The sequence below is a fragment of the Streptomyces sp. NPDC028308 genome (assembly GCF_055565855.1).
In genome coordinates, this window is the sequence record NZ_JBVHTO010000018.1 from 1 (window position 1) to 22,335 (window position 22,335).

Genomic DNA, 22,335 nt, shown 5'->3' on the forward strand with positions numbered 1-22,335 from the left:
GGCCTCAGCGTTTCCGCTGGTGACGGGGTCTTTGGGCACCTCATGCAAGGTGCCCCCGGCAGGATTCGAACCTGCGCACACGGCTCCGGAGGCCGTTGCTCTATCCCCTGAGCTACGGGGGCGTGTCGGCCGTGGTGTGTGCGGCGACGGGTAGAACCCTACCAGCTCGACAGGGGGTGCCATGAACAGGTTTCCGCGGGGAGTCGGGGCCCTGAACTGGGCCGGGTGACCCTCAGGGGGTGGAAGTCGGGAAAACCCGGACGCGGTGGTGGCCGCCGACCTACTCTCGAGTTGTGCCAGGTGCGTCCGGTCGGGTCCTTGTCGTGGACGACAACAAGGTGATCCGGCAGCTGATCAGGGTCAACCTCGAGCTGGAGGGCATCGAGGTCGTGACCGCCGCTGACGGTGCCGAATGTCTGGACATAGTCCACCAGGTACGGCCCGATGTCGTCACCCTCGATGTCGTGATGCCCCGTCTCGACGGACTGCGTACCGCCGCCCGGCTCCGTGCCGATCCCCGGACCCGGAATCTTCCCCTCGCCATCATCAGCGCGTGCACTCAAAACGAGGTCGACACCGGGCTCGATGTTGGCGTCGACGTATTTCTCGCCAAGCCGTTCGAGCCGACCGAACTCGTGCGCGTCGTACGACAGTTGATGGACCGGGCCACCGAGCCTGGCCGGGCGATCGGGCCCAACTCGGGCGTCCGTGGGAACGCCCATGGCGGCGTCCACGGCACCGTTCACGGTGAGGGCCACGGGAGTGTCCATGGCAGTGGCGATCCCGAGCGCGCCGGTCGCAGCGGGAGTTAGATCCGTCGGCATCGGTCATTGCCCGTCAATCTCGGTGCCGACCGGGCAACCGCCGCTCGCCGCTCGCCGACCGCTGTTCGCTGTTCGCTGTTCGCGAGGGTCCCGTCGGCCGGTGGGCTTACGGCGATCGGTGGGTCAGAAGTTCGCGTTCGTTGACCGGGTCCGCCCCACCGCACCTCGCCCGCCTCGGTGGGGGTGTTCACGGCGAGGCTTGCTCACCGGGGCTGTCCACGGCGTAGCGGCCCCGAGCGTGCCGGTCGAGCGCTCGTTGCCCGGGTCGCCCCGCCGCACCTCACCCACCCCCAGTGGCACTCCTCACGGCGAGGCTCGCTCACCGGGTTGTCCACGGCACCGGGTTGTCCACGGCATAGCGACCCCGAGTTCGCCGGTCGAGCGTTCGTTGCCGGCTCTGCCCGCCGCACCCCGCCGGCCCCCGCCGCACCGCATCCCCACTCCGCCGCCCCACCTCGCTCCAACCCGCCCCGCAGAGGCTTCCCCAACGCACCCCCTCCGCCCCCCTCTCCCTGCCCCACCCCCGTCCACATCCCGGAACCCCGGGAAACCGAGTCGCCTCCGCACCCCCCTCCTCCCCTAGGCTTGACCCGTGACCCCCGTCGAGCTCTCCCGTACCGTGCTGCGCGCGGTGCGTCGTGCTGTCGACGAGGGGGAGCTGAGCGTGGCCGTGCCCGCACGTGCCGTCGTCACCGTGCCGGGACCCGGAGGCTGCGGGGACTACGCCACCAACATCGCCTTGCAGCTGGCCCGGCCCGCCGGACGTCCGCCCCTGCACGTCGCCCAGGTCCTGCGGCCCCACCTCACCCGCTCCGCCGGTGTCGCCGACGTCGAGATCACCGGCCCCGGGTTCCTGAACATCCGCCTCGACAGGACGGCCGACCCCGCCACCGCCCTCGTACGCGAGATCCGAGCGGGTGAGTACGGCCACAGCGACGCCCTCGCCGGGCAGGTGCTGCGGTTCCGCATTCCGTACGACATCCGCGCGGAGGTCGTCGCCGACGCCCTCGTCCGCATCGTCGCCACCCAGGGCGGCCGTGCCGAGGTCGAGCACCGTACGGCCGTCAGCACCGAGGGCAGCAGCGCCGAGCGGGTGCACGGGGCGTCCACGGCCACGCCCGCGGACTGCGAGCCTGCCGAGGTCGAGCACCGTACGGCTGCGACCTCCGAAGCCGGCCGTCCCGAGCGGGTGCACCGCGCGCCTACGTCCCCGCCCTCAGACGGGGGCCGCGCCGAGGTCGAGCACCGGGCCCGTACGACCGTGCCCCCGGCTCTCTCCGCACCCGAGCCCCCCGTACCCCAGGCTCCCTCCGCCCCCGAGCCCCCCACACCCCCCACCCCCATAAACCTCCGCCCCCTCCCCGCCCCCGAGGACCCGACCCCCCTCGGGGGTGATGCCGCGCGGTGGGCGTTGCTTCATCCTGCTGGGCGTGATCTGCCGCGGGTCACCGCCGACCATCTCGTGCAGCGGGCCGTCAATCCGCTGTTCCGGGTCAGTTATGCCCACGCCCGGACCCGGGCGCTCGGCCGTAACGCCGCCCGGCTGGGTTTCACCGGTACCCCGGGTGATCCGCAGGCGCCCGACGCCGCCCCTCTTCTTCGCGCTCTCGCCGACCACCCCCAGGCCCTGCGCGCCGCCGCCACCCAGTACGCGCCCGACCGGCTCGCCCGGCATCTGGTGGTCGTCGCCGACGCGGTCCTCGGCTTCCAGCACACCGTGCTGCCGCTCGGGGACGAGAAACCCTCGGCCGCCCACCGTGCCCGGCTCGCGCTCGCCGAAGCCGCCGGGGCGGTGCTGGCCGGCGGCCTGTCCCTGCTCGGCATCAGTGCCCCTGACTACCTGTGAGAGAAGAATGAGCCGTTCCGCACACCCCGCCGGGCCCCGTCACGCCGATGTGCTCCCCGAGGGCCACTACAGCGCCCCGCCGAAGGACCTCAACGCCCTCGACCCCAAGGTGTGGGCCCATACCGTCACGCGGACCGAGGACGGTGTCGTCAGCGTCGGCGGGATCGACGTGACGAGGCTGGCCGAGGAGTTCGGCACCCCCGCCTACGTCGTCGACGAGGCGGACTTCCGGGCGCGGGCGCGCGCCTGGCGTTCCGCCTTCGGGCACGACGCCGACGTCTTCTACGCCGGCAAGGCCTTCCTGTCGCGTGCCGTGGTCCGCTGGCTGCACGAGGAGGGGCTGAACCTCGACGTGTGCTCCGGCGGCGAGCTCGCCACCGCGCTGTCCGCCGGGATGCCCGCCGACCGGATCGCCTTCCACGGCAACAACAAGTCGGTCCGCGAGATCACCCAGGCCATCGAGAGCGGGGTCGGGCGCATCGTGCTCGACTCCTTCCAGGAGATCGTCCGGGTCGCGCACATCGCCGACGGCCTCGGCAAGCGGCAGCGCGTGCAGATCCGCGTCACCGTCGGCGTCGAGGCCCACACGCACGAGTTCATCGCCACCGCGCACGAGGACCAGAAGTTCGGCATCGCGCTCGCGGACGGGCAGGCCGCCGAGGCCGTACGCCGTGCGCTGACCCTCGACGGGCTCGAACTCATCGGGATCCACTCGCACATCGGGTCGCAGATCTTCGACATGGCCGGCTTCGAGGTCGCCGCCCGCCGGGTCGTGGCGCTGCTGGCCGCGGTCCGCGACGAGCACGGCGTGGAGCTGCCCGAGATCGACCTCGGCGGCGGTCTCGGCATCGCGTACACCAGCGACGACGACCCCCGCGAGCCGCACGAGATCGCCAAGGCGCTCGGCGAGATCGTCACCCGCGAGTGCGAGGCGGCCGGGCTGCGCACGCCGCGCATCTCCGTGGAGCCGGGCCGCGCCATCGCCGGGCCGACCGCCTTCACGCTGTACGAGGTCGGCACGATCAAGCCGCTGGAGGGCCTGCGGACGTACGTCTCCGTCGACGGGGGCATGTCCGACAACATCAGGACCGCGCTGTACGACGCCGAGTACAGCGTCTCGCTCGTGTCGCGGACCAGTGACGCCGAGCCCATGCTCGTCCGGGTGGTCGGCAAGCACTGCGAGAGCGGCGACATCGTGGTCCGCGACGCGTTCCTGCCCGCCGACCTCGCGCCCGGCGACCTCATCGCGGTGCCGGCGACCGGCGCCTACTGCCGTTCGATGGCGAGCAACTACAACCACGCCCTGCGGCCGCCGGTGATCGCGGTCCAGGACGGCGAGGCCCGGGTGATCGTCCGCCGCGAGACCGAGGAGGACCTGCTGCGTCTCGACGTCGGATGACGCTCCCGGGGACGCCCGGCGGCGGGCGGAAGATCTCCCGTGTCCGCCGCTCAGGAAAATGAAATAGACATCTCACGATCCGGACGAGGGATAGAAACTCCCGTCCGGTGAGTGAGACTGGTCCAACCGTGACGGTATGAGGAAACGAGGTCGGATGATGCGTACGCGTCCGCTGAAGGTGGCGCTGCTGGGCTGTGGGGTCGTCGGCTCCGAGGTGGCGCGCATCATGACGACGCACGCCGACGACCTCACGGCGCGCATCGGCGCCCCGGTGGAGCTGGCCGGCGTGGCGGTGCGGCGGCCCTCCAAGGTGCGCGAGGGCATCGACCCGGCCCTGGTCACCACGGACGCGACCGCGCTGGTCAAGCGCGGGGACATCGACGTCGTCGTCGAGGTCATCGGCGGCATCGAGCCGGCCCGCACACTCATCACCACCGCCTTCGAGCACGGCGCCTCGGTCGTGTCGGCCAACAAGGCGCTGCTCGCCCAGGACGGCGCCGCCCTGCACGCCGCCGCCCAGCAGCAGGGGCGGGACCTCTACTACGAGGCCGCCGTCGCCGGTGCCATCCCGCTGATCCGCCCGCTGCGCGAGTCCCTCGCCGGCGACAAGGTCAACCGCGTGCTCGGCATCGTCAACGGCACGACCAACTTCATCCTCGACAAGATGGACTCGACGGGCGCCGGCTACCAGGAGGCCCTCGACGAGGCCACCGCCCTCGGGTACGCCGAGGCGGACCCGACCGCGGACGTCGAGGGCTTCGACGCCGCCGCCAAGGCCGCGATCCTCGCCGGTATCGCCTTCCACACGCGCGTGCGTCTCGACGACGTGTACCGCGAGGGCATGACCGAGGTCACCGCCGCCGACTTCGCCTCGGCGCGCCGGATGGGCTGCACCATCAAACTGCTCGCCATCTGCGAGCGGGCGGCCGACGGCGGCTCGGTCACGGCACGCGTGCATCCCGCGATGATCCCCCTCAGCCACCCGCTGGCCTCCGTGCGCGGCGCGTACAACGCCGTCTTCGTGGAGTCGGACGCGGCGGGCCAGCTCATGTTCTACGGCCCCGGAGCGGGCGGTGCGCCGACGGCGTCCGCCGTGCTCGGCGACCTCGTGGCGGTGTGCCGCAACCGGCTCAGCGGCGCGACCGGGCCCGGCGACTCCGCGTACACCCAGCTGCCGGTCTCGCCGATGGGCGAGGTCGTCACGCGCTACCACATCAGTCTCGACGTGGCGGACAAACCGGGCGTGCTCGCCCAGGTCGCGACCGTCTTCGCCGAGCACGGCGTCTCCATCGACACCGTGCGCCAGCAAGGCCGACCAGACGGAGGCGACGACGCCTCTCTCGTCGTCGTCACCCACCGGGCGTCCGACGCCTCCCTGAACGGGACCGTCGAGGCGCTCCGCAGCCTCGACACCGTACGGGGCGTCGCCAGCATCATGCGGGTTGAAGGAGAGTAACCAGCAATGACCCACCAGTGGCGCGGAATCATCGAGGAGTACCGGGACCGGCTGCCGGTCTCCGACAGCACTGAGGTCGTGACGCTCCGGGAGGGCGGTACGCCGCTCGTGCCGGCGCAGGTGCTCTCCGAGCGCACGGGCTGCGAGGTCCACCTCAAGGTCGAGGGCGCGAACCCCACCGGGTCCTTCAAGGACCGCGGTATGACCATGGCCATCACGCGGGCCAAGGAGGAGGGCGCGAAGGCGGTCATCTGCGCCTCCACGGGCAACACCTCGGCCTCGGCCGCCGCCTACGCCGTACGCGCCGGGATGGTCTCCGCCGTCCTGGTGCCGCAGGGCAAGATCGCGCTCGGCAAGATGGGCCAGGCCCTCGTGCACGGGGCGAAGATCCTCCAGGTCGACGGCAACTTCGACGACTGCCTCACGCTGGCCCGCTCGCTGTCGGACAACTACCCGGTGGCGCTGGTCAATTCGGTCAACCCGGTGCGTATCGAGGGCCAGAAGACGGCCGCGTTCGAGATCGTCGACATGCTCGGCGACGCGCCCGACATCCACGTCCTGCCGGTCGGCAACGCGGGCAACATCACGGCGTACTGGAAGGGTTATCGCGAGTACGCCGCGGACTCGATCGCCTCGCGGACCCCCCGGATGTGGGGCTTCCAGGCATCCGGTTCCGCGCCCATCGTGCGCGGCGAGGTCGTCAAGGACCCGTCGACCATCGCCACCGCGATCCGTATCGGCAACCCGGCCTCGTGGCAGTTCGCGCTGGCCGCCCGGGACGAGTCGGGCGGCCTCATCGACGAGGTGACGGACCGTGAGATCCTGCGCGCCTACCGGCTGTTGGCGGCCCAGGAGGGTGTCTTCGTCGAGCCCGCCTCCGCCGCGTCCGTCGCCGGTCTGCTGAAGGCGGCCGAGCAGGGACTGGTCGACCCCGGCCAGCGGATCGTCTGCACGGTGACCGGCAACGGGCTCAAGGACCCGGACTGGGCCGTCGCGGGCGCCCCGCAGCCGGTCACCGTCCCGGTCGACGCGGTGACGGCGGCCGAGCGGCTCGGTCTCGCGTAGAGGTCCGACGGGCCTCGGGCGGGCGTGGCCCCGCAGGGCGACGGCCGCCGCGGGGCACCGACACCCGGGGCCGACGGTGGGCAGGCGCAGGCCGCGCCCACCGCGGCACCCGGCACACGGGGCGACGCCCGGCCACGGGCCACCCCCGTACGGAGGGACGCTGGCCCGCCGACGGAACCTGGCCCCTGGCGCCGTCGCCCGCCGGGTGTGAAACGCCTGCTCAGCCGCCCTCGGTGTCCGCGCGGGGGAGTCGGAGGGTGAGGGAGGCCGGGTTCCGGGGTAAGTGGTGCGCGGGCCTCGTCGGCGGCCGCTCGCGGGGCCGTTCCGCGGGGACCCGGCAGCGGGTGCACAAGGGGCTTACGACACGCATCGTGCGCCTCCCGTGCGCCCTATGTCGCCACAGAACCTTCCTTCGATAGGCTGTACCGAACCCGCCCGCCGCATATGCCGCGGAGCCGCGCCGCGCCTGCGGCCCACGGGTCTTGCGCACGTATCGCAGTTCATCGACATCTCGCACATCACGCAGCTCAAGGAGAGTCATCGAGCGATGGCCGGTCCAGCCTTCCGCGCCGCCGCCGTCCGGGTGCGCGTCCCCGCCACCAGTGCCAACCTCGGCCCGGGCTTCGACGCCCTCGGCCTGTCACTGGGGCTCTACGACGACGTCGTCGTCCGGGTGGCCGACTCCGGGCTGCACGTAGACATCGCAGGCGAGGGCAGCGAGACGCTCCCGCGCGACGAGAGCCACCTGCTCGTACGCTCCCTGCGCACCGCCTTCGACCTGCTGGGCGGACAGCCCCGCGGTCTCGAGATCGTCTGTGCCAACCGCATCCCGCACGGCCGCGGCCTCGGCTCCTCGTCGGCCGCCATCTGCGCGGGCATCGTCGCCGCGCGCGCCGTGACGATAGGGGGCGACAGCCGGCTCGACGACACGGCGCTGCTCGAACTCGCCACCGAGATCGAGGGCCACCCCGACAACGTCGCGGCCTGTCTCCTCGGCGGCTTCACGCTCTCCTGGATGGAGAGCGGCGCCGCGCGGGCGATCCGGATGGAGCCCGCCCGTTCCGTCGTCCCGGTCGTCTTCGTGCCCGGCAAGGCCGTGCTCACCGAGACCGCGCGGGGACTGCTGCCGCGCACCGTCCCGCACGTCGACGCCGCCACCAACGCGGGCCGTGCCGCACTGCTCGTCGAGGCGCTGACCAGGCGCCCCGAGCTGCTGCTGCCCGCCACCGAGGACCGGCTGCACCAGGAGTACCGCGCTCCGGCCATGCCGGAGAGCGCCGCACTGGTGGAGCGGCTGCGGGCCGACGGCGTGCCCGCGGTGATCTCCGGCGCGGGGCCCACGGTCCTGGCGCTGGCCGACGAGGCGAGCGCCGACAAGGTCGCCCACCTGGCGGGCGAGGGCTGGGCCGCGAACCGCCTGGACCTCGACGCACAGGGGGCGAGCGTGCTGCCGCTCGCACCGACCGGCGCCCACTAGGAGCCACGGTTGCCGGATTTCGAGAGGGGGAATGTTTGTTGGATCCGGTAGTGTTAACCTCAAGTCTGCACCCGACCCCGCCATGGCGAGGTGCTTCGTGTCCCCGTCCGGGACAACCATTCTTCCGGGAGCCTCCCAAGCCGCAGCGTGTTCCGTACTCCGTACGACGACACTGAGCGGTTTGCCGAGCACGCTCCGGAACCGGCGTGACCGAGCCGCGTGACACAGGCACCGAGTGCCACGGCTCCGGGAATCGTCATCACCAGATATCTCTTCCGCCGCTTTGGCGGACCACCGCCCCGGCACGGTCCACAGAGACAGGACCAAAGCCGGACAGCACAACCGGTCGCCGAGCCAGACAGGCCGACGTCCGCTCCAGGGAAGGACCCTTCGTGAGCGACACCACCGATCTGATGGGCGCACGTGTCGAGGAGACCGCTGCCGCGCCCGCCACGGACGCCTCCGCGCCTGCCACCGGTGCCGGCTCCCGGCGGCGCCGTGGCACCGGCCTCGACGGCATGGTGCTGGCCGAACTGCAGCAGGTCGCATCCGGCCTCGGCATCAGGGGCACCGCGCGTATGCGCAAGAGCCAGTTGATCGAGGTCATCAAGGAGGCGCAGGCCGGAGGAGGCGCCGCGGCGAAGACCGCCGACGCCGCCGAGACCAAGCCGAAGCGCCGCGCCACCTCCAAGGCCCGTACGGGTGACGAGGCCGCGCCCGCCGCGAAGTCGGCGGAGAAGGCCGACAAGGCCGCCGAGAAGGCCGTGGCCCAGCAGCAGATCGAGATCCCCGGCCAGCCCGCCGGGGGCCCGGCCCGCACGGCCGAGGCCGAGCGCAGCGGAGACGACGCCCCCGCGGGCGAGCGTCGCCGCCGCCGGGCCACCGCCGAGGCAGGCAGCCCCGAGACGGTCGCCGCCGAGGCGAAGAACGAGCCCAAGGCCGAGGCGTCCGTCGACGACGGCGCCGAGGGCCGGCAGGGCCGTCGCGACCGCCGTGAGCGCGGTGAGCGCGGTGAGCGTGGCGACCGTGGTGGCCGCGACCGTGACCGCCGTGGCAAGGGCGACGACCAGCAGCAGGGCGGCCAGGGCGGCGGCGGTCAGCAGCGCCAGGACCGTCAGGACCGCCAGCAGCAGGGCGGCGGCCGTCAGGACCGCCAGGACCGGCAGCAGCGGGACAACGGACCCCAGGACGACGACGACTTCGAGGGTGGCCGCCGCGGCCGCCGGGGGCGTTACCGCGACCGTCGTGGCCGTCGTGGCCGTGACGAGTTCGGCGCCAACGAGCCGCAGGTCGCCGACGACGACGTCCTGATCCCCGTCGCGGGCATCCTGGACATCCTCGACAACTACGCGTTCATCCGCACCTCCGGCTACCTGCCCGGGCCGAACGACGTGTACGTCTCCCTCGCCCAGGTCCGCAAGAACGGTCTGCGCAAGGGTGACCACATCACCGGCGCGGTCCGTCAGCCCAAGGAGGGGGAGCGCCGCGAGAAGTTCAACGCGCTCGTCCGCCTCGACTCCGTCAACGGCATGGCTCCCGAACACGGCCGCGGCCGACCGGAGTTCAACAAGCTGACGCCGCTGTACCCGCAGGACCGCCTCCGCCTGGAGACGGACCCGGGTGTGCTGACGACCCGGATCATCGACCTCGTCGCGCCGATCGGCAAGGGCCAGCGCGGTCTGATCGTGGCCCCGCCGAAGACCGGCAAGACCATGATCATGCAGGCGATCGCCAACGCGATCACGCACAACAACCCCGAGTGCCACCTGATGGTCGTCCTGGTCGACGAGCGTCCGGAAGAGGTCACCGACATGCAGCGGTCGGTCAAGGGCGAGGTCATCTCCTCGACCTTCGACCGTCCGGCCGAGGACCACACCACGGTCGCCGAGCTCGCCATCGAGCGTGCCAAGCGCCTGGTGGAGCTGGGCCACGACGTCGTCGTGCTGCTCGACTCGATCACGCGTCTGGGCCGTGCGTACAACCTCGCCGCGCCCGCCTCCGGCCGCATCCTGTCCGGTGGTGTCGACTCGACCGCGCTGTACCCGCCGAAGCGCTTCTTCGGTGCCGCGCGCAACATCGAGGACGGCGGCTCGCTGACCATCCTGGCCACCGCGCTGGTCGACACCGGCTCGCGCATGGACGAGGTGATCTTCGAGGAGTTCAAGGGCACCGGCAACGCGGAGCTCAAGCTCGACCGCAAGCTCGCCGACAAGCGCATCTTCCCGGCGGTGGACGTCGACGCGTCCGGCACCCGTAAGGAAGAGATCCTGCTCGGCAGCGACGAGCTGGCCATCACCTGGAAGCTGCGCCGGGTGCTGCACGCGCTCGACCAGCAGCAGGCGATCGAGCTGCTTCTCGACAAGATGAAGCAGACGAAGTCGAACGCCGAGTTCCTGCTCCAGATCCAGAAGACGACGCCGTCGCCGGGCAACGGCAACGACTGACTCAGCCGGTAGGAACCACGAGGGCCGCCCCCGTCACGCACGTGACGGGGGCGGCCCTCTGTGCTGCGTGGGGGCCGGTGTACGATCGCGACTTCATCTTGAGTCGAAGAAGTCTTCGATTACTGTTCGACGACGCTTCGCTCTCTCAACTCTTGACTCTGTGGGGGGACTTGAGTGGGCACAACCACGTCCGGAGCCGGTCGGCACAGACGCCGGATCCGCATAGCCGTCCCGGTCGCGGCGGCCGCGCTCGCCGCGGCCGTCGCCGGCGCGCTGCTGATGTCGTCCGCGGACGCGGCCACCGCGCTGCCCGAGCCGACCGTCAAGCCCACGACCAGCTCCGCGACGCTCGCCGAGCTGACGAAGCGGGTGGCGGGCGCGGTCGCGGGTGACGACATCGCCGGCGAGACGCCGAAGAAGTCGGCGCTGAGCGCCGGTACCGGCGCCTCGGCCATCGACCCGAAGATCATCGGTGGCACCGAGACCACGATCACCTCCGCCCCGTGGATGGCGCAGCTCTGGTACTACGACGACCAGGGCACCGCCGGCGAGAGCGACGACCTCGGCTTCTTCTGCGGCGGCGCCGTCGTCTCGCCGACGAAGATCCTCACCGCCGCGCACTGCGTCGACGGCTACGACTGGCACGCCAACGGCGCCGTCATCACCAACACCTCGCAGCTGCCGACCACCGACGAGTCGGACAACACCGACCTGCACGGCGGCACCGTCTCCGGCGTCTGGCGCCAGTGGGACCACCCCTCGTACAGCGACGCGACCATCGACAACGACATCGCCGTCCTGACGCTGCCGAACCCGATCTCGGCCAAGCCGATCCGGATGACGACCTCGGGCGACACCGCGTCGTACGCGGCCGGCACCGAGGCCACGCTCTACGGCTGGGGCCGCACCACCTCGACCACCGAGGACATCTCGGAGACGCTGAAGACGGCGACCCTGCCGATCCAGTCCGACAGCACCTGCGCGGGCTACTACGGCTCCGACTTCATCAAGGGCCACATGGTCTGCGCGGGCAAGCCGGCCACCGGCAGCGACACCGGCACCACCTCCGCGTGCAACGGCGACTCCGGCGGCCCGCTCGTCGTCGGCGGCCGCATCGTCGGCGTCGTCTCCTGGGGCGTGAAGGACTGCGTGGCGGAGGGCGCGTACAGCGTCTTCTCGAAGGTCGGCTCGTACGCCGGCGCCGCGTACCCGCGCGTCGAGGACACCAACCTCAGCGGCGACGACAAGGCCGACCTGTTCCTGCGCCAGAACTCCAACGACGAGGGGTTCGAGAAGGACTCCAAGGGCACCACGTTCGGCGCCCGCCAGTCCTGGGGCGGCTGGGCCGGGGTCAACGTCATCCTGCAGACCGACCTCGACCGCGACGGCTACCAGGACATGGTGATCCGCCGCAGCTCCGACGGCGACGTCTTCTGGCAGCACTACGTGCCCGCCAGCGGCACCTGGGCGACCAAGCAGATCTTCGACAACTGGAAGACCCGCACCCGCATCGTCGCCCCCGGCGACGTCACCGGGGACGCCCTGCCCGACCTGCTCTCCGTCGACTCCGCCGGCTACCTGTGGATCTACCCGGGCAAGGGCAACGGCTCCTTCTCGTCCCGCGTCCAGGTGAGCTCCGGCTGGAACCAGTACAACTCGGTCCGCGGCCACGGCGACTTCACCGGCGACGGCAAGGCCGACCTGATCACCCGAAGCAAGAGCGGCTCGTACGTGTACCTGTACAAGGGCACCGGCAAGGCGGGTTCCGGAGCCTTCTCCACCCGCATCAAGGTGCGCACCTGGAGCGGCTACAACGCCTTCGACGCCCCCGGTGACGTGACCGGCGACGGCAAGGCCGACTTCCTGGCCCGCACCCCCGGCGGCACGCTCTACCTGTACAAGGGCACCGGCAAGGCCACCTCGGAGATCTTCGCCACAAGGATCACGATCGGCACCGGATACCAGAAGTACGACATCTTCGCCTGAAATCGCAGGTGAGCCCGGATCCTCCGGGTCACGCCCGTCACGCACTGTGCCCACCGCTCCACGCGGTGGGCACAGTGCGTTGTGCAACCCTTTCCCGGGTTTCCCCGTCTGACCGTACGGAGTGACCATGGACCGGTACGAGTCATGACAGACCGGGCCCAGCCCTGGAAGCAGGGGGTAACCGACCGACCAAGGACTGAGGAGCACATGTCTGCCGAGAGCACGCCGGTACCCGGCACACCCCCGGAACCCGGCCCGGGCGGCCCCCGCCACCGCGCCCCGGGCCGCCGCCGGGCCCCCCGCGGCAAGCGGCGCAAGGGCCTGCTGATCACGGCCTGGGCCGCCGCGGGCGTCGTGGCCCTGGGCGGCGCCGGCGTCGGGTACGTGTACTTCAAGCTCAACGGCAACATCAAGAGCGTCGACATCAACCAGGCCCTCGGCGGCCACCGTCCCCTGGACGTCGACAACGGCTCGCAGGACATCCTCGTCCTCGGCTCCGACACCCGCTCGGGCACCAACAAGAAGCTCGGCGGCGGCACCGACGACGGCTCGGCCCGCTCGGACACCGCGATGGTCGTGCACGTCTACAAGGGCCACAAGAAGGCGAGTGTGGTGTCCATACCGCGGGACACCCTCGTCGACCGGCCCTCCTGCACCGACGGCGAGGGCGTCACCCACGACGCCGCGTCGCAGGTCATGTTCAACTCCGCGTACTCCACCGGCGGCGCCGCCTGCGCGGTCAAGACCGTCGAGTCGATGAGCGGCATCCGCATGGACCACTACATCGAGGTCGACTTCAGCGGCTTCGAGAAGCTCGTGGACGACCTCGGCGGCGTGGACATCACCACGACGAAGGACATCTCCGACCCGGACAGCCACCTGAAGCTGAAGGCCGGCAGCCACACGCTCGACGGGAAGCAGGCGCTCGGCCTGGTCCGCACCCGGCACGGCGTCGGCGACGGCTCGGACCTCGGCCGCATCCAGCTCCAGCAGGCGTTCATCAAGGCGCTGGTCGACCAGGTCAAGGACCTCGGCGTGCTGACGAACCCGAAGAAGCTGTTCGACGTCGCCGACACCGCCACCAAGACCGTCACCACCGACTCCGACCTCGGCTCGGTCAAGGAGCTCGCGTCCTTCGCCGGCGGCCTCAAGGGCATCAGCTCGTCGAAGATGCGCATGGTCACCATGCCGGTCGCCTACGACAGCGCGAACGCCAACCGCGTCCTCGTCGAGAAGACCAAGGCCGAGCAGGTCTGGACGGCCCTCGAGGACGACCGGCCGATCCCGAAGTCCGCGACCGAGGGCACCGCGACCGGCGAGGCCAAGGGCGTCGTCAGCTCCGGCTGAGCGGCAAGGGCACCCCTCCCGGGGCCGGGCCGGAGGGCCCCGGGGAATAGATCGTCCCCCACCCCGGTTTTGGGGGATGCGCCCAGTCCTGGCAGACTGGTACGTCGGCTCCGGTTCACGCACCCGCATCCCGCGGCGGCGACCCGGCGCCCTCCCGAAACTAGGAGACACCCTTGAAGCGCGACATCCACCCCGAATACGTCGAGACGCAGGTCAGCTGCACCTGTGGCGCGTCGTTCACCACCCGCAGCACGATCTCCAGCGGCACCGTCCGTGCCGAGGTCTGCTCCGAGTGCCACCCGTTCTACACGGGCAAGCAGAAGATCCTCGACACCGGTGGCCGTGTGGCCCGCTTCGAGGCCCGCTTCGGCAAGGCTGCCGCTGCCAAGAAGTAGCGAGCCCACAGCGCCGGTCTCCGGTGTCCCCGCGCAGGGGACGCCGGGACCGGCGCTTTGCGGTGCAGCCCCCATTCGTCGTACCTACGTCCCGCCGCTCGTCAACCGGCGCGGGACAGCCCATTGGAGCCGGAGATGTTCGAGGCGGTCGAGGAACTCATCGGTGAGCACGCCGATCTGGAGAAGAAGCTCGCTGACCCGTCGGTCCACGCCGACCAGGCCAACGCGCGCAAGCTCAACAAGCGCTACGCCGAGCTGACCCCGATCGTCGCGACGTACCGCTCCTGGAAGCAGACCGGGGACGACATCGGCACGGCGAAGGAGTTCGCCGTCGACGACCCCGACTTCGCCGCCGAGGTCAAGGAGCTGGAGAAGCAGCGCGAGGAGCTCACCGAGAAGCTGCGCCTGCTGCTCGTTCCGCGTGACCCCAACGACGACAAGGACGTCATCCTGGAGGTCAAGGCCGGCGCCGGCGGCGACGAGTCCGCCCTGTTCGCCGGGGACCTCCTGCGGATGTATCTCCGGTACGCCGAGCGCGTCGGCTGGAAGACCGAGATCATCGACGCCACCGAGTCCGATCAGGGCGGCTACAAGGACGTCCAGGTCGCCGTGAAGACCAAGGGCGGCAACGGCGCCACCGAGCCCGGCCAGGGCGTCTGGGCCCGCCTGAAGTACGAGGGCGGCGTGCACCGCGTGCAGCGCGTGCCCTCCACCGAGTCGCAGGGCCGCATCCACACCTCCGCCGCCGGCGTGCTCGTCACGCCCGAGGCCGAGGAGGTCGACGTCGAGATCCACGCCAACGACCTGCGGATCGACGTCTACCGCTCCTCCGGACCCGGCGGCCAGTCCGTCAACACCACCGACTCCGCGGTGCGCATCACCCACCTGCCCACCGGAGTCGTCGCCTCCTGCCAGAACGAGAAGAGCCAGCTGCAGAACAAGGAGCAGGCGATGCGTATCCTGCGCTCCAGGCTCCTCGCGGCGGCCCAGGAGGAAGCGGAGCGGGAGGCCGCGGACGCCCGCCGCAGCCAGGTCCGCACCGTCGACCGCTCCGAGAAGATCCGCACGTACAACTACCCCGAGAATCGCATCTCGGACCACCGCGTCGGCTTCAAGGCGTACAACTTGGACCAGGTGCTCGACGGTGACCTCGACGCCGTGATCCAGGCGTGTGTGGACGCGGACTCGGCGGCCAAGCTCGCCGCCGCGTAAGGCACGTACCAGCAAAGCCGTACGACAACAGCTCAGCCCCGGAGGACCAGCGTGCAGCAACATCTTGGGGGGCGACCCCCGAACCCCCGCAGCGTGCTGCTCGCGGAAGTGGCCCAGGCCACCCAGCGCCTGGCCGACGCCGGCGTGCCCTCGCCGCGCAACGACGCGGAGGAGCTCGCCGCCTTCGTGCACGGCGTGAAGCGGGGCGAGCTGCACACAGTCAAGGACATCGACTTCGACGCCCGGTACTGGGAGGTGATCGCGCGCCGCGAGGCGCGCGAACCGCTCCAGCACATCACCGGCCACGCCTACTTCCGCTACCTGGAACTCCAGGTCGGCCCCGGCGTCTTCGTGCCCCGGCCCGAGACCGAGTCCGTCGTCGGCTGGGCCATAGACGCCGTACGCGCCATGGACGTGGTGGAACCCCTCATCGTCGACCTGTGCACCGGCTCCGGCGCCATCGCCCTCGCCCTCGCCCAGGAGGTCCCGCGCTCACGTGTGCACGCCGTGGAGCTGTCCGAGGACGCCCTGAAGTGGACGCGGCTGAACGTCGAGGGGTCCAGGGTCGACCTGCGCCAGGGAGACGCCCTGGAGGCCTTCCCGGACCTCGACGGCCAGGTCGACCTGGTCATCTCCAACCCGCCGTACATCCCCCTCACGGAATGGGAGTACGTCGCCCCGGAGGCCCGCGACTACGATCCCGAACTCGCCCTGTTCTCCGGCGAGGACGGACTCGAACTCATCCGCGGCATCGAGCGCACCGCGCACCGGCTGCTGCGCCCCGGCGGCGTCGTCGTGATCGAGCACGCCGACACCCAGGGCGGGCAGGTGCCGTGGATCTTCACCGAGGAGCGGGGCTGGGCCGACGCGGCCGACCACCCGGACCTCAACAACCGGCCGCGGTTCGCGACCGCCCGCAGGGCGATGCCGTGAGCGCGCCCACCGTTACGACAAACCAGCAGTACGTGTACGAGGAGGCCCGCTAGATGGCACGGCGATACGACACCAACGACGCGACCGACCGCGCGACCGGGCTGCGCGAGGCCGCGTCCGCCGTCCGCCGTGGCGAGCTCGTGGTGCTGCCGACCGACACCGTCTACGGCATCGGTGCCGACGCGTTCAGCTCCGAGGCCGTCGCCGACCTGCTGGACGCCAAGGGCCGGGGCCGCAACATGCCCACGCCCGTCCTCATCGGCTCCCCGAACACGCTGCACGGCCTCGTCACGGACTTCTCCGAGATGGCCTGGGAGCTCGTCGACGCGTTCTGGCCCGGCGCCCTCACCCTCGTCGCCAAGCACCAGCCGTCCCTCCAGTGGGACCTCGGGGACACCCGCGGCACCGTCGCCGTGCGCATGCCGCTGCACCCGGTCGCCATCGAGCTGCTCACCGAGGTCGGCCCCATGGCCGTCTCCTCCGCGAACCTCACCGGACACCCGTCTCCCGAGAACTGCGACGCCGCGCAGGAGATGCTCGGCGACTCCGTCTCGGTCTACCTGGACGGCGGCCCGACCCCGGGCATCGTGCCGTCGTCGATCGTCGACGTGACCGGCAAGGTGCCCGTGCTGCTCCGCGAGGGGGCACTGTCCGCCGAAGAGCTGCGCAAGGTCGTACCCGACCTCGAGGTGGCGAATTGACAGCCCCTGACGCGGGGCGTGGCATAGGCACGGGGATCACGGGGACCAACGGGTCCCCCCAGGGGTCCTTCCGCATCCTCCACGTCAGCACCGGCAACGTGTGCCGCTCGCCGATCACCGAGCGGCTGACCCGCCATGCCCTGGCGGACCGCCTCGGCGACCCCTCGTGGGGCGGGCTGATCGTGGAGAGCGCCGGCACCTGGGGCCACGAGGGCGCGCCCATGGAGGCCAACGCCGAGGCCGTCCTCGCGGACTTCGGCGCGGACGCCTCCGGGTTCGTCGGACGCGAGCTGCTCGACGACCACGTCATCAGGGCCGACCTGGTGCTGACGGCGACCCGCGACCACCGCGCCCAGGTCATCTCCATGGGCCACTCGGCGGGCCTGCGCACCTTCACCCTCAAGGAGTTCACCCGGCTGGTGCGCGCCATAGACCCGGCCACGCTGCCGCCCCTGGACGACGGGGTGGTCGCGCGCGCACGCGCCCTGGTGCGCGCCGCGGCGGCTCTACGCGGGTGGCTCCTCGCCCCGACGGCCGAGGCGGACGAGGTGTACGACCCGTACGGCGCCCCGCTCCCGTTCTTCCGCTCCGTCGGCGACGAGATCAACGAGGCGCTCGATCCGGTCGTCACGGCGCTGACAGGTGTCCCCGCCCGGACCTGACACCGGGCGTGCCACCGGTCCCGGTCCTACATTGGACGTAAGCCACGCCCCGCCGAGGTCCGGAGCCCACCATGCCGGTCACACCCACGCTCGAAGCGGACGTCCTGCGCCGCCAGGACCCGGAACTCGCCGACGTCCTGCTCGGGGAGCTCGACCGGCAGTCGACGACCCTTCAGCTCATCGCCGCGGAGAACTTCACCTCGCCCGCCGTGCTCGCCGCCCTCGGGTCGCCGCTCGCCAACAAGTACGCGGAGGGCTACCCGGGCGCCCGGCACCACGGCGGCTGCGAGCTCGTCGACGTCGCCGAACGCCTCGCCGTCGACCGCGCCAAGGCCCTGTTCGGCGCCGAGCACGCCAACGTGCAGTCGCACTCGGGCTCCTCCGCGGTCCTCGCCGCGTACGCCGCGCTGCTGCGCCCGGGGGACACCGTGCTGGCGATGGGCCTGCCCTACGGCGGCCACCTCACACACGGCTCGCCCGCGAACTTCTCGGGCCGCTGGTTCGACTTCGTCGGATACGGCGTCGACGCGGAGAGCGGGCTCATCGACTACGAGCAGGTGCGGGCGCTCGCCCGCGCGCACCGCCCGAAGGCCATCGTGTGCGGCTCGATCTCCTATCCGCGGCACATCGACTACGCGGCCTTCCGGGAGATCGCCGACGAGGCGGGCGCCTACCTGATCGCCGACGCCGCGCATCCGATGGGGCTCGTCGCCGGGGGAGCGGCGCCCAGCCCGGTGCCGTACGCCGACGTCGTGTGCGCCACCACCCACAAGGTGCTGCGCGGTCCGCGCGGCGGGATGCTGCTGTGCGGGAGCGAACTGGCGGAGCGGCTGGACCGCGCGGTCTTCCCGTTCACGCAGGGCGGCGCGCAGATGCACACGATCGCCGCCAAGGCCGTCGCCTTCGGTGAGGCGTCGACGCCGGCCTTCTCGGCGTACGCCCACCAGGTGGTCGCCAACGCGCGTGTGCTGGCCGCGGCGCTGGAGGGACAGGGGCTCACGGTCACGACCGGCGGCACCGACACCCACATGCTGACCGCGGACCCGGCGCCGCTCGGCGTGGAGGGGCGCACCGCCCGCGGCAGGCTCGCCGCCGCGGGACTGGTCCTCGACACCTGCGCCCTGCCGCACGGGGACGCGCGGGGGCTGCGCATCGGCACCGCCGCGGTGACCACGCAGGGCATGGGCGAGGCGGAGATGGTGCGGATCGCCGTACTGTTCGCGAACGTGCTGCGGGACGGGGCCGAGGCCAGGACGGCACGTGAAGAAGTGCGGGAGCTGACCGGAAGATTTCCGCCCTATCCCGGCTGACGACGGGTGGGTGGCGATGCGGGCACAGCCACTCGTGCAACCATCGTCGCTACCCGGAAGTCCTCACTCATATGCGCGCGAAGCTAGGGTGTGGGGCTGTGATGGCCAGCGAGACCTGTGGGGAAGCCCGTGCGTGAATACCTGCTGACGCTCTGCATCACGGCCGCGGTGACGTACCTGCTGACAGGGCCGGTACGTAAATTCGCGATCGTGGCCGGAGCCATGCCGGAGATCCGGGCGCGTGACGTGCACCGGGAACCCACTCCGCGGCTCGGCGGGATCGCGATGTTCTTCGGACTGTGCGCGGGCCTGCTGGTCGCGGACCACCTGGAGAACCTGAACGAGGTCTTCGCCAGCTCGAACGAACCGCGGGCGCTGCTGTCCGGGGCGGCGCTGATCTGGCTGATCGGTGTCCTGGACGACAAGTTCGAGATCGACGCCCTGATCAAGCTGGGCGGCCAGATGATCGCCGCGGGCGTGATGGTCATGCAGGGTCTGACGATCCTGTGGCTGCCGATCCCGGGTGTCGGCCTGGTCGCGCTGACCCAGTGGCAGGGCACGCTGCTGACGGTGGCACTCGTCGTCATCACCATCAACGCCGTCAACTTCGTGGACGGCCTGGACGGGCTCGCCGCCGGCATGGTGTGCATCGCCTCCGCCGCGTTCTTCCTGTACGCGTACCGCATCTGGTACAGCTACGGCATCGAGGCCGCCGCCCCCGCGACGCTGTTCGCGGCGATCCTGATGGGGATGTGCCTGGGCTTCCTGCCGCACAACATGCACCCCGCCCGGATCTTCATGGGCGACTCCGGCTCGATGCTCATCGGGCTCGTGCTGGCCGCCGGCGCGATCTCCATCACGGGGCAGATCGACCCCGACGCGATGAACCTGTTCTCCGGGTCGGAGCGCAACACGGTGCACCAGACGGTGCCCGTGTACATCCCGCTGCTGCTGCCGCTGACGATCATCGCGGTGCCGGCCGCCGACCTCGTGCTCGCCATCGTGCGGCGCACCTGGCGCGGCCAGTCGCCCTTCGCGGCCGACCGCGGGCACCTGCACCACCGTCTGCTGGAGGTCGGCCACTCGCACAGCAGGGCCGTCCTGATCATGTACTTCTGGTCGGCGGTGATCGCCTTCGGGGCGCTGGCCTACTCGGTGAACTCGGCGTCCATGTGGATCGTGCTCGGCGTCATGCTGTTCAGCGCGGTCGGCCTGGTGCTGCTCCTGCTGCCGCGCTTCACTCCGCGCACCCCGCGCTGGGCCGAGCGCTTCGTGCCGCCGCGCTACCGCCGTCGCGGGGCCGTCGACACCGCGCGGGACGAGGGCGAGGAGTCCGCCGCGTACGAGCCCGGCGAGGAGGAGCCGCGCACCCCTGTGGTCACGGGCGTCTCAGGCGTCAACGGGGCCACGGCAGTTGGGGTCCGCGAGCGCCGGCTGGACCGGCGCGGGGCGGGGTCCTCGCACTGACGGAAGGTAAGAATCCCGCAAGAGCCGTGCCCGCGAAAGGGCCCATTACCAGACAAGTTGGCCCCGATCTTGCACAGACGCGCGGATTAACTCTCATGTGTGACGCCGAGCACACCAAGCAGGTAAAGACCTCATCAAATAGTTTGTGATACCGTTCACGAGAACCCCGGGCTGGAGCCGAAGGACCGTGATGCGACGGTCTCTTGGCGTGAGGTCACCACTCGACCCGGGACTACGCTCGTCCATGACGACACGCCCCCTTAGCAAGCGGAGTTGCCGCCATGCCGTCCAATGACGCCCGGATTCTCCTTCAGGCCGCTGTGCCCACAGCTGCCGTCGGCGCGATCGCCGCCGTCGTCAGCGCCGTGGCCGCCGGCGGCAAGGGAGCCCTCGGGGCGCTCGTCGCGACGCTGGTCGTGATCCTCTTCATGGGTCTCGGGCTCTACGTTCTGCAGCGCGTCGCCGCCACGCTTCCGCATCTGTTCCAGGCGATGGGACTGCTGCTCTACACGGCGCAGATCCTGCTGCTCTTCATCTTCGTCGCCGTGTTCAAGAACACGACGCTGTTCAACCCCAAAGCCTTCGCGATCACGTTGGTCGCCGCCACGCTCGCGTGGATCGGCGCCCAGGCGCGCGCCCACATGAAGGCCAAGATCCTCTACGTCGAACCCGACTCTTCGAAGGGCGACAAGCCCGAAAAGTCGGAGCACTCGTCGTGAGGGGTAGGGCCGGGATAAAGGCGCGTAGGAGATCCTGCTATCGTCCGGTGCCAACTGCGGCATCGCGGGCGCGGGCATCTGAGCTGACGCCTGCTCAATCGCGAGGCTTGATGCCCCACAGCCGCCCTCACATCCGTAACACCAGTCCAGTGCCGAACCGCGGCTGCGCGCCGCGCCGACACAACGAGGTTGCCGTACCTATGCGCCACGCTGAAGGAGCCCGCGGTGAGTGCTGACCCGACGCAGGTGCTCGCCTTCGAGACCGACTGCCACATCTTCGACGGCTGTGGATTCCCGGCTCCCGGCCTGCACTCGTTCCTGTTCGAGCCCCTGTGGGGCGACGGTGACAGCAACGTCTACTTCAACAAGACGATGCTCCTGGCGCTGCTCGGCTCGCTGGTCGTCGTCGGCTTCTTCTGGGCCGCCTTCCGAAAGCCGAAGGTTGTCCCGGGCAAGCTCCAGATGGTCGCCGAGGCCGGCTACGACTTCATCCGTCGTGGCGTCGTCTACGAGACGATCGGCAAGAAGGAAGGCGAGAAGTACGTCCCGCTGGTCGTCTCGCTGTTCTTCTTCATCTGGATGATGAACCTCTGGTCGATCATCCCGGTCGCCCAGTTCCCGGTCACCGCGATCATCGCGTACCCGGCGGTCCTCGCCCTGATCGTCTACGTCGTCTGGGTCTCGCTGACGTTCAAGCGGCACGGCTTCATCGGCGCGTGGAAGAACATCACCGGCTACGACAAGTCGCTGGGCCCGGTTCTGCCGCTCGCCATGTTCATCGAGCTTCTTTCGAACCTGATCGTGCGGCCGTTCACGCACGCAGTGCGACTCTTCGCGAACATGTTCGCGGGGCACACCCTGCTGCTGCTGTTCACGATCGCCAGCTGGTACCTGCTCAACGGGTTCGGGATCGTCTACTCGGGCGTCTCGTTCATCATGGTCCTCGTCATGACGGCCTTCGAGCTGTTCATCCAGGCCCTGCAGGCGTACGTGTTCGTGCTGCTGACCTGCACGTTCATCCAGGGCGCGCTCGCCGAGCACCACTGAGCGACCCACCCCAAGACCCCCTAGTTGTTCGGTGGCCAACCCCCA

General features: G+C 70.7%; 18 protein-coding genes and 1 tRNA gene. 18 read left to right on the forward strand and 1 reads right to left on the reverse strand.

Going from position 1 to position 22,335, the window contains the following annotated elements:
- Window positions 1-50: 50 nt before the first annotated feature.
- Window positions 51-122 (reverse strand) — tRNA-Arg (locus ACZ4VA_RS35405).
- A 201-nt stretch (window positions 123-323) separates the two neighbouring features.
- Here ACZ4VA_RS35405 and ACZ4VA_RS35410 point away from each other — a divergent pair.
- The 18 genes from ACZ4VA_RS35410 (at window position 324) to atpB (ending at window position 22,290) form a co-directional block, all read left to right on the forward strand.
- Entirely contained in the window at window positions 324-812 is a 489-nt protein-coding gene (locus ACZ4VA_RS35410) for a response regulator (protein ID WP_355783388.1), read from the forward strand.
- 604 nt (window positions 813-1,416) lie between these two features.
- A complete protein-coding gene (gene nrtL / locus ACZ4VA_RS35415) occupies window positions 1,417-2,670 on the forward strand; it encodes an ArgS-related anticodon-binding protein NrtL (RefSeq protein WP_468084023.1) in 1,254 nt (417 codons plus the stop codon).
- A gap of 7 nt (window positions 2,671-2,677) precedes the next feature.
- Entirely contained in the window at window positions 2,678-4,069 is a 1,392-nt protein-coding gene (lysA, locus tag ACZ4VA_RS35420) for a diaminopimelate decarboxylase (RefSeq protein WP_468084025.1), read from the forward strand.
- A 157-nt stretch (window positions 4,070-4,226) separates the two neighbouring features.
- Entirely contained in the window at window positions 4,227-5,525 is a 1,299-nt protein-coding gene (locus tag ACZ4VA_RS35425) for a homoserine dehydrogenase (RefSeq protein WP_355790310.1), read from the forward strand.
- A gap of 6 nt (window positions 5,526-5,531) precedes the next feature.
- Window positions 5,532-6,590, forward strand: a complete 1,059-nt coding sequence (gene thrC, locus ACZ4VA_RS35430; RefSeq protein ID WP_356169397.1) for a threonine synthase — start codon at window positions 5,532-5,534, stop codon at window positions 6,588-6,590.
- A gap of 547 nt (window positions 6,591-7,137) precedes the next feature.
- Entirely contained in the window at window positions 7,138-8,067 is a 930-nt protein-coding gene (thrB, locus tag ACZ4VA_RS35435; RefSeq protein WP_355786221.1) for a homoserine kinase, read from the forward strand.
- A gap of 392 nt (window positions 8,068-8,459) precedes the next feature.
- Entirely contained in the window at window positions 8,460-10,511 is a 2,052-nt protein-coding gene (gene rho / locus ACZ4VA_RS35440; RefSeq protein ID WP_356238295.1) for a transcription termination factor Rho, read from the forward strand.
- A 174-nt stretch (window positions 10,512-10,685) separates the two neighbouring features.
- Complete coding sequence (locus tag ACZ4VA_RS35445; RefSeq protein WP_356238297.1) at window positions 10,686-12,497, forward strand: trypsin-like serine protease; 1,812 nt, start codon at window positions 10,686-10,688, stop codon at window positions 12,495-12,497.
- A 207-nt stretch (window positions 12,498-12,704) separates the two neighbouring features.
- Window positions 12,705-13,844: an LCP family protein gene (locus ACZ4VA_RS35450; protein WP_356169406.1), complete on the forward strand. Its 1,140-nt coding sequence runs from the start codon at window positions 12,705-12,707 to the stop codon at window positions 13,842-13,844.
- Window positions 13,845-14,017: 173 nt separating this feature from the next.
- Complete coding sequence (gene rpmE / locus ACZ4VA_RS35455) at window positions 14,018-14,239, forward strand: 50S ribosomal protein L31 (RefSeq protein WP_010984345.1); 222 nt, start codon at window positions 14,018-14,020, stop codon at window positions 14,237-14,239.
- 135 nt (window positions 14,240-14,374) lie between these two features.
- On the forward strand, window positions 14,375-15,451 hold the full coding sequence (gene prfA, locus ACZ4VA_RS35460) for a peptide chain release factor 1 (protein WP_355780537.1): 1,077 nt from the start codon (window positions 14,375-14,377) through the stop codon (window positions 15,449-15,451).
- 93 nt (window positions 15,452-15,544) lie between these two features.
- A complete protein-coding gene (gene prmC / locus ACZ4VA_RS35465) occupies window positions 15,545-16,384 on the forward strand; it encodes a peptide chain release factor N(5)-glutamine methyltransferase (RefSeq protein WP_355780534.1) in 840 nt (279 codons plus the stop codon).
- A gap of 53 nt (window positions 16,385-16,437) precedes the next feature.
- A complete protein-coding gene (locus ACZ4VA_RS35470; RefSeq protein ID WP_355780532.1) occupies window positions 16,438-17,085 on the forward strand; it encodes an L-threonylcarbamoyladenylate synthase in 648 nt (215 codons plus the stop codon).
- Window positions 17,082-17,747 carry an arsenate reductase/protein-tyrosine-phosphatase family protein gene (locus ACZ4VA_RS35475; RefSeq protein WP_355780529.1) on the forward strand — a complete coding sequence of 222 codons (666 nt, stop codon included), beginning with the start codon at window positions 17,082-17,084 and terminating at the stop codon, window positions 17,745-17,747. The genes ACZ4VA_RS35470 and ACZ4VA_RS35475 overlap by 4 nt, the downstream gene beginning before the upstream one ends.
- Before the next feature lie 71 nt (window positions 17,748-17,818).
- Window positions 17,819-19,057, forward strand: a complete 1,239-nt coding sequence (locus ACZ4VA_RS35480; RefSeq protein WP_356169410.1) for a serine hydroxymethyltransferase — start codon at window positions 17,819-17,821, stop codon at window positions 19,055-19,057.
- Between the two features lie 129 nt (window positions 19,058-19,186).
- Window positions 19,187-20,524, forward strand: coding sequence for an MraY family glycosyltransferase (locus tag ACZ4VA_RS35485; RefSeq protein WP_355780523.1), 1,338 nt, complete (start codon window positions 19,187-19,189; stop codon window positions 20,522-20,524).
- A 281-nt stretch (window positions 20,525-20,805) separates the two neighbouring features.
- Complete coding sequence (locus ACZ4VA_RS35490) at window positions 20,806-21,243, forward strand: hypothetical protein (RefSeq protein WP_356169413.1); 438 nt, start codon at window positions 20,806-20,808, stop codon at window positions 21,241-21,243.
- Window positions 21,244-21,468: 225 nt separating this feature from the next.
- Entirely contained in the window at window positions 21,469-22,290 is an 822-nt protein-coding gene (gene atpB, locus ACZ4VA_RS35495) for a F0F1 ATP synthase subunit A (RefSeq protein WP_355780517.1), read from the forward strand.
- The last annotated feature ends 45 nt before the right edge of the window (window positions 22,291-22,335 follow it).

Bases quoted from the DNA above. Each gene is read 5' to 3' on its own strand.
- ACZ4VA_RS35450 (WP_356169406.1), top strand. From the start codon at position 12,705: ATGTCTGCCGAGAGCACGCCGGTACCCGGCACACCCCCGGAACCCGGC.
- ACZ4VA_RS35425 (WP_355790310.1), top strand. From the start codon at position 4,227: ATGCGTACGCGTCCGCTGAAGGTGGCGCTGCTGGGCTGTGGGGTCGTC.
- ACZ4VA_RS35490 (WP_356169413.1), top strand. From the start codon at position 20,806: ATGCCGTCCAATGACGCCCGGATTCTCCTTCAGGCCGCTGTGCCCACA.
- prfA (WP_355780537.1), top strand. From the start codon at position 14,375: ATGTTCGAGGCGGTCGAGGAACTCATCGGTGAGCACGCCGATCTGGAG.
- thrB (WP_355786221.1), top strand. From the start codon at position 7,138: ATGGCCGGTCCAGCCTTCCGCGCCGCCGCCGTCCGGGTGCGCGTCCCC.
- thrC (WP_356169397.1), top strand. From the start codon at position 5,532: ATGACCCACCAGTGGCGCGGAATCATCGAGGAGTACCGGGACCGGCTG.
- ACZ4VA_RS35470 (WP_355780532.1), top strand. From the start codon at position 16,438: ATGGCACGGCGATACGACACCAACGACGCGACCGACCGCGCGACCGGG.
- lysA (WP_468084025.1), top strand. From the start codon at position 2,678: ATGAGCCGTTCCGCACACCCCGCCGGGCCCCGTCACGCCGATGTGCTC.
- ACZ4VA_RS35480 (WP_356169410.1), top strand. From the start codon at position 17,819: ATGCCGGTCACACCCACGCTCGAAGCGGACGTCCTGCGCCGCCAGGAC.